The following is an 8,285-nucleotide window of genomic DNA, read 5'->3' on the forward strand; positions in this document are numbered from 1 at the left end:
CCGGTCATTGGTTGGCCGAGGGGTTTGCGGGTGGTTAGGTCCCACACCCGCACCGTGGCGTCCGCGCCGCCGGTGACGGCGATGGGTCGGCCGTTCACCTGTCCGACCGCGACCGCATAGACAGCGTCACTATGGCGACCCAATGGTTCTGCTGTTACCGCCGGTTTGGTGTCGTTGTCCGCTGACGGGATTTTCGCGGGAGGCCAGGAGGCTGCCATGAGCGCGAAGATCGCCGCGCAGGTCGTTACTGCGGCGATCAACCCGGGGCGTCGGCGGGGAGACGCCGATTGCAGCGCCATAGCCGCAGCTAGCGAGAACCTGTTCCCGGTGGGAGTCATATCCTGTACGACGGTAGAAGCCTGCGGCGTGAGGTCGATGGGTGCGGGCCGGACAACGGCAGGGGGAGCACTCGCGTGCGGCCCGGTCGTGCCATGGCCGGATGCCTCGAAATCACCCGTGTCCAGCCGATCCGTGTTGGGCACTGCTCACCGTTCTTTCTGTCCTGAATCGCACTTCGGGCCGATCATGCGGAGTATCCGGCCACATACGGCCGAGGGAAGCGGATCGTCACGCCCGCTCTTCAGATCATGATACCTCCCGTACCGTAATCCCTTTGCGTTGCGAAAATTAATTATCTAATTGATTTATTCCGAGTTTATTGCGAGATGTCCCGCGCGAGCTATCTATGCATTAGTAGCGAATCACATTTTGGCAGTTCACGAATACGGGATTTTTCTGCCCTGCAAGGGAAAAAGTTCTCTCGCACATTCGATTCGCTCCTGCCGTGAACGCTGTTCCCATGACTGCAAGATCCTCGCATCTATCCCAGGCGGCTTGCCCGCCAGGAACAATGGAGGGATACTTGCCGCATTTGCTGTTAACCAGGGGTTCGAAGCGGTTTTTGTTCTGCTCGTAGTACTTGACGGCAAGCGCGTTCACCACTTCGTCAAAGGCGCTATCTTTGGTAATTTGATCCCATTTCTTTTGAGCTTCTTTGCGAGCCGCCTTTTCCTCTTTGGTGTCTCCTTTGTATTCGCTGGGGTGCTTGTAGCCTTCAAACGCAAAACGTTCATGAATTTCTGCGACCTTTTCGGCCGCCTTGCATCCCAGGTGATAGCACATCAGTGTCATGGTAACGAAGTGCCTCAGTACGTTCCTGGCCCAGCCTGGGGACTTACCTGTGAGTTTGTAGTCCTTCATGCGCTCGTTGACATAGTCGGCCGCCGTGTCGCTAATCCTTTTCGCCTCGGCGCACTGTTCAACTTTAAGAACCTCCTTGCAGGCTGCGAACTCTTTTAGACCCTTGTCGCCGCTGCCGGGGTCTTGGCTTCGTGGCATCGCTCCTGCGCCGGATGACCCATTGTTATACTTCTTGTAATCGGATGAATTTATTTTTTTCCACAGCTCTTTAAGAGTCTTCTCGTCATCTATGAAATCGGCGAAAAGCTCGTAGAGGTCCCGCTTCTCTTTGCTCGCGTCCCAGTAGCCTTTCGGGGCCGTTCTTCCCTTCACCGTGATACCTATCGCTTTCGCTCTTTCCTCGTCGAACCACCAATCCGCCTCCACAAGGCAGCATGGCTGATCAGGCCATGAGTAGTACGGCTGCCCCGGGACGACCTCTGGCGGGTTGAAGTCCCAGCTTGAGGAATCTCGATCTAGGTATTTGTCCCAATAACTACTTGTGTCGTAGGACTGCCAGCCGGAGCCGCCACTTGCGCCGTTTTGAGAGCCCACTGTGTTGAGCTGAATGGCATTGTGTCCGCTGGGGTCGGTGTGGGTGAGAGGGGAGGCGTTGGCGTAGGTGTAACGATTGGCCTGGACCGACGGGTCCGGGTTGAGAGCGGCGGTGTCACGGGAGGCAAAAGCACCGGTGCCGGGCTGGTACCAGCGGGCGTGCATGTTGACCTTGCCGGTGTCAGGATCGGTGTACTCGCCCTGGTAGCCGAGGCCTCGCTGAGTACCCGAGCGGTGGGTGACCTGTCCGAAGGGGTCGTAGGCGACCGAGTCGACCAGAGCGGTGCCGGAGAAGGTACCCACCACATCGCCGTGCAGGTCAGTCATCGTGGCCAGGGCGGGGCTCGCGCCCTCTTGGAGACTGAGCAGGCCGCCGAACGGGTCGCGGCCGTATTTGGCTTGGACGGTGCCGACGCTGTCGGTGGTGGTGACGAGGTCGTTGCTCAGGCCGGAGTAGACGAAGCGCTGCTGGGTGGCGCCGGCGGTGCGGGAGGTCATCCGGTCCAGGGCGTCGTAGCCGTAGGTGGCATCCCCGTCGGAGGTGAGCCGGTCAAAGACGTCGAAGGTGAGATTACGGGTGACGCCGGCCTTGGTCTCGGTGGCGGTGGTGCCGCGGGGGGTGTAGGTGTAGTCGGTTCCGGCTCCGCTGGTGAGCCGGTTGCGCTGGTCGTAGACGAAGGTCTCGGTGCCGACTTTGGTGCGATTGCCGGAGGCGTCCCACTCATAGGCGGTGACGGCGCCGCCGGGGGCGGTCCAGGAGGTCAGCCGTCCGGCGCGGTCATGGGCATAGGTGTTGGTCCCGGCGCCGGCGGTGCCGGTGGTGGTCTTAGTGGTGAGGTTGTCGTCCTTATCCCACCCGTAAGTGATCTTCGACAGTTCGGTGCCAGAGCTGTTCTTCACCGCCTGGGAGGTGAGCCGGTCCATGGTGTCGTAGCCGTAGGTCTGGGTGCCGACCGGGTTGGCGGAGGTTTTGCTGGTGAGCCGGTTGGCGTTGTCGTAGCCGTAGGTCCAGGTGCGCCCGGTCACCGGGTCGCTGGCGGTGTTGAGCCGGTCGGCGGCATCCCAGGTGTAGTTTGCCGTCCCTGCGGGGTCGACGCGCTGGGTGAGGTTACCGGTGGCGTCGTAGGTGTAGGCGGCGATCTGGTTGGTGGCCTTGGACACCTTGGTCGGCAGGCTGCGGTCGTTGTATTCGAGGGTGTAGTCGCCGATTGCAGTGAGGCGGCCCGCGCTGTCGTAGGTGACCGCGCGGTTCACCGTAGCCATCGAAGTTCCGCTGCCGACCTCTGCGGTCACCCGGTTCAGCTGGTCGAAAGTGCGATCGATGCGCACCCCGCCCGGCTGCAGGGTGGCGGTGGCGTTGCCGGAGGCGTCGTAGACGCTGGTCCAGGTCCGATCAGCGGCGTTGGGATGGGCGGTGGTGGACGGTTCGATGACCGATTCGACCAAACCGAGGGCGTTGTAGGTGGTCCAGGTGGCGTTGTTGCGGCCGTCGGTGGTGCGGGTGCGTGCCCCGGTGGCGTCGTAGCCGAACGTCGAGGTGATCGACGAGGTCGCGGAGACCGGTTCGATCAGGGAGGTCAGTCGTCCTGTGGCGTCGAAGGTGCGCTGGGTGACATATCCCTCGCCGGAGGTGGTGCTGGTCGGGTTACCGGCCGGGTCATAGCCGAAGCCGACGGTGCGCACCGTAATGGCGCCGGTGAGATCCTTGGCGGCGGTCTTGCGGCCGGCCAGGTCGTAGGTGGCCTCGGTGGCGTTGCCCAGGGCGTCGGTCACCTTGGTCTGGCGGCCCATCAGGTCGTAGCCGAAGCTGGTGGTGCGGCTGGCCAGGGTAGTGCTGCTGGGGGTGGCCGGGGCGATGGTGGCGGTGACCTCTCCGGCGGCGTTGACCGTGTAGGTAGTGGTCTTGTTGCCTGGCCCCGGCGCGACGGTTGTGGTGAGGTTGCCCGCAGCGTCGTAGGTCAACTTGGTGATGTGCGCCACGGTGGCGGGGGTGCGCTCAATCTGCGTCTGGGTGACTTGTCGGCCCAGATCGTCGTAGGTGGCCTCGACGCGCGCCCCGGTGGGATCGATCACCGCGAGCTGCTCGCCCAGCAGATCGTATTCGGCCACCCGGATGCCGCCGGGCCCAGACGGGCCGGGTTCGGTGACCTTGACCGGGCGACCCAGCGCGTCATAGACGGTGGAGGTGACGTGATCGCGCGGGTCGGTGACCGTGGTCTGCCGCCCGGCCGCGTCATAGCCGAAGCTCACCTCAGGGGTGATCGCGCTGCCGCCCGGCGGGGTGTAGGGCGCACCGATGGTCGAGGTCAGGCGCCCGGCCTTGTCGAAGACAGAAGTGGTGGTGCGCCCTTCGGCATCGACGATGTGGCTCTGCAGGCCCGCGCTGTTGTATCCGTACCTGACGGTGGGGCGCCCGGTGGTGGCGGTGGTGCCGTTCTTCTCGATCGTCACCTGCGGTGATTTGGCTTCCACCAGTTGGCCAGCGAGGTCGTAGCGCATCGTGGCGGTGAAGTCCGCAGGCGTGGCGCCGGAGGCGTTGCCGCGCGGGTCGACGGTCGCGGTCAGCAGGCCGCGGTCGTCATAGACGCTGGTGGTGACCAGGTCCTCGGCACCGTTCTCCACGGTCTGCCGGGTCACCTGGTTCAGCGCGTTGTAGAGGTATGAGGTGGATTCGACGCGGGGGGTGCCAGCTGCGGTGAAGGTCTTCTTGGTGACGTTGTCGTTCTTGTCGTACTCGAAAGCGGCCTTGCGGCCGAGGGCGGCGGGGTCGAACGTGGTGGAGGTGAGACGGCTGGCAGCGTCGTAGACGGACTCGACGGTACTCTTGCCGCCGCCACTGACCTGCCGGACGAGGTTACCGGCCGGGTCATATTCGTTTTCTTGCAGCACCACGTCGGTTGGGCTAACGGAGTGGTTGAGGCGGACGTCGTCGCCGCTCGTCGTCGCCGGTCGGTTGTCCATCCAGTAGGTGTAGGCCTTCTTACGGCCCATCGCGTCGATGTGACCAGCCAGCCGTCCGCCGGGGTCGTAGGAGAAGGACTCCAACACCACGTCCTGGGCGGGCTGTGGGCTGACCGGGCTGCCGGTCCAGTTCTTCAACGTACGAGAGGCTGGCTTTCCGCGTTTGGTGTAGGCGAAGGTGATGACCGTGCCCACCGGGTCGGTCTGGGATGTCTGAGCGCCGGTGACGTCCCAAGTGGAGGCGGTTATCCCGCCTTCGGGGTCGGTGACCGTCTCCACCCGTCCCTTGGTGTCATAGGTGTAGGTGGTGGTGCGCGTCGCGTCGCCGCCGGTCAAGTCGGTTACGGTGGTGGTGAGCTTGTTGCCGTCAGCATCGTAGGTCAGCGTGGTCTTGGCGGTGTGGGTGAGGTTGGTGACCTCGTTCTTCACCCCGGGATCGGTGCGAGTGAGTAGACGGCCGAGGCCGTCGTAGGTGAAGGTCGTGTTGACCCCGTTGGGATGGGCCGCCGAGATCTCGGCGCGGGAGGTCAACCGTCCTACCGCGTCGTAGGTGAAGGTGGTCTTCAGCCCCGATGGGCTGGTCTGCTCGGCTACCTGCCCGGAGGCGGTGTAGCGGTAGGTCGTCTCGTTGTCCTTGAGGTCCTTGGCTGGTTCCAGCAGCCCGGCCGGGGTGGTGCCGCCGCCGATCGCGGGCTCGGTGCCATCGGTGTAGGTGGAGATCATCGACCGGCCGGTGGGGAAGTCCGAGGTGACCGGGCTGGTCACCTTCGCCACCTCACCGTAGGTGGTGTACTCGGTAGTGATGGCGTAGGTGGTGTCGGTGTCAGAGGCCGAACGTCCGTCGCGGTGCACGGTCACCAGGTCGTTACGCGGATCGAAGGCGTCGCTGGTGTTGAGATAGTACTTCCAGGTCTCGATCGCGCATTGCCCCGGGGCGCGGCAGTATTTGCGGGCGATGAGATTGTCGCGCTCGTCGAAGTAGACGTCGTTGACGATGTCGTTGCGGTCGATCAGTTTGGCCAGTGACCCGGACAAGTTGTACTCATACCAAGAGGCGTGCCCCAGCTGGTCGGTCTCACCGATGATGCGATACCCGCGCCAGGCGTCGTAGAGATACTTCAACTCCTCGTTGCGCGGATCGACCACGGTGATACGGGCGGCGCCGTTTTGCGGGTCGTAGCTCTGCGCGCCGATCTGCCAGGTACCGCCGTCGCGGTCGACATGGGTTTTGAGCCGATCGGTCGCGGCGTCATAGGTGTTGGCCGCCCACACCCGCCCCGAGGGCAGGATGACGCCGGTGAGCTTGTGCGCCGCCTCGGCCCGGGCGGCGTGGTGGGCGCTCACCTCAGTCGCGGTCAGCGGCTTGTCATAGATCGCGACCTCGTCGATGAACCCCTTGAACGGGAACGCCGCCCGCGGGGTGGGCACCGCCGGAGAGGTGGCCGGGTCAGCCACCCCGTTGCCCACCGTCGCGCTTTGCCGCCAGGCGCTCACCGCCGCACTCAAAGTGCCAACCGGCGTGCCATCCAGGAACAATGTCTGGTTCTGACCCGAGACGGTCAGCACCACGTGGTGCCAGGTGTTGTCGTTGACCACACCGGCCGAAGTGATCGGCGCGGCGACCGCGGCCAGTGAGCCACGCAGCTTGCCATCAGTGCCGACGTACAACATCGGTCCCCACGGGATACCGGAGGTCTCCTGGGTGCCAGCGGCCATCAACACCCCGGACTGGCTGGTCTTGAACCATGCCTCCACCGAGATCTGATCACCCAGGTGCGGCACCGTATTAGCGGGCAACTTCAGTGCCGAGCCGGTGGTGAACTCCACCGCGGTGTCGGTGCTGCCGGCCAGCGCGCCGGGCTTGGCATAACCAACCCCCTGATAGGTGGCGTCACCTTGGCCCGCGCCCTGGTCGGTCGCCACCGTCCCCGATGCCTCGCCCAGCCGCCAGTAGGCGTACGGGTCGGAGTCCAACACGCCACTGCGGTACTGGGAGCCGGTGCCGTAGCTGTAGTGGGTGCAGTTGGGGGCCGCCACCGGCGCACACACCCCGGTCAGTCGATCACCGTCGTAGTGGTAGGTCCACGTCAGCGGTGCACCGTTCACCGGGTCGCTGGAAACCGAGGTGACGTGAGCGCCGGTCCAGGTGAACGTCAGCGATCGCCCGCCCGTGGCCGTCACCGTCGACAGTTTCCCACCCGCACCGTAGGCCAACTCCTGGCCGCGGCCCCGGGAGTCGGTGACCTCGGTCAACCGGCCTTGAGCGTCGAAGGCGTATGTGGTGGCTGACTTGTCCATCAACCGCCAGGTGCCGCCGCTTTCCTCGGCCAAGGTGGCGTGCATCCCCGGCGGTGGCTGAAAGGCCCCTGCCCCGCTGCCCATGAACCGCACCTGACGGCCGTCAGGGTAGGTCACCAATGCTGAAACAGCCGGGCCCCGCACCTCCTTGACGATCTTCATGTCCCAGCGGGTCGACCACCCCGCCCCGAAGATCCCATCGGTACGCGGGTCCATGCTGTTATAGGAGCGCGTCACCGACAACGGCGGCCCGGCGGTGGGAACCGACAGGTCGGTGACGGTGGTGGTGTAGTTGCCGCTCTGCTGGTGAAACTCTTGCTCATCGACGCCGGGGGTGGCCAGTTGCGAGGTCACTACAGGCTGGCGCACTCCGGTGACGAAGGTGTGCACCGGCGAGAGGGTCGACATCGAGTTGGAGGTATCGGTGACGGTGACCGTCCACCAGTACTGCTTTCCCCACGCCAGCTTGACCGCCGGCACCTTCCAGGTGTTGACGCCGGCGGCCAGGGTGCCTGAGGAGGTGCACCCCGTGCCGGTCATCGTGTCCTTGTCACAGATCTTGAACGCGTATCGCACCGATCCGCCCACCGTGCTGCGCCCTTGCGCTCGCAAGGTGGGAGTTAACGAATCCATCAACATCCCACTGCGCGGGAAAGTGTTCAGCAACGTCGGCTCATCGGCCAGCAGCGAAGCCTGCGACTGCGCCGGGGCAGCCGAGGTCTTCGACAACGTCCCGGCTTGGGTGCCGGTCTCTCGCTGATCGACGAAGCGCTCCTCGATGGGGACCGCGCCTTCGGGAGGTTCGATATCCGAACGCCACTGGCCGTCGACCACCGCCGCCGACATCTGGGTGGTCGCTTTGCTATCCACCAGAGAGGGGAAGCCCGCAGCCGACCCGGTCAACTGGTCCGGTGTGTCAGGGGTGCCGTGAAAGAGCGCAACTGATTGCATCGCGGCGGCCACCGGGACCGCTTGGAAAAGCAGCAACCCTGGGGTTACAGCCGTAACGACGATCACCGATGCCCACGTTTTAGCACGCGCTGAAAACGACCATGACACATTTCGGCGCATACGCCGTCATCCTCCGAACACGTCACCGCGAGAACGAACGCCCTCGCGTTACCCCAGCCCGCCGCAGCGCTCTGGCCAGGCCGGAGGCGACAGTTCGGAGTGCAGGACAAGCAAACGATCGAAAATTACTCCAGTTGAATTCGTAGAGTCCGTCCCCGCGATCACCATGGCTCGATGGCCAACCCCGTTGTGGTCAGACAGCCGTCGAGTAGATGCGGCCT

General features: G+C 64.2%; 2 protein-coding genes. Both read right to left on the bottom strand.

The genetic code is table 11. The features are described from left to right. Positions 1–299: hypothetical protein (locus ABZ664_RS39150; RefSeq protein WP_362522300.1), on the bottom strand; the 299-nt coding region annotated here is incomplete at its 3' end. 391 nt (positions 300–690) lie between these two features. Next, a complete protein-coding gene (locus ABZ664_RS39155) occupies positions 691–8,064 on the bottom strand; it encodes a LamG-like jellyroll fold domain-containing protein (RefSeq protein WP_362522303.1) in 7,374 nt (2,457 codons plus the stop codon). Positions 8,065–8,285: the final 221 nt, after the last annotated feature.

The organism is Streptosporangium sp. NPDC006930, assembly GCF_040635605.1.
Classification (GTDB): Bacteria; Actinomycetota; Actinomycetes; order Streptosporangiales; family Streptosporangiaceae; genus Streptosporangium.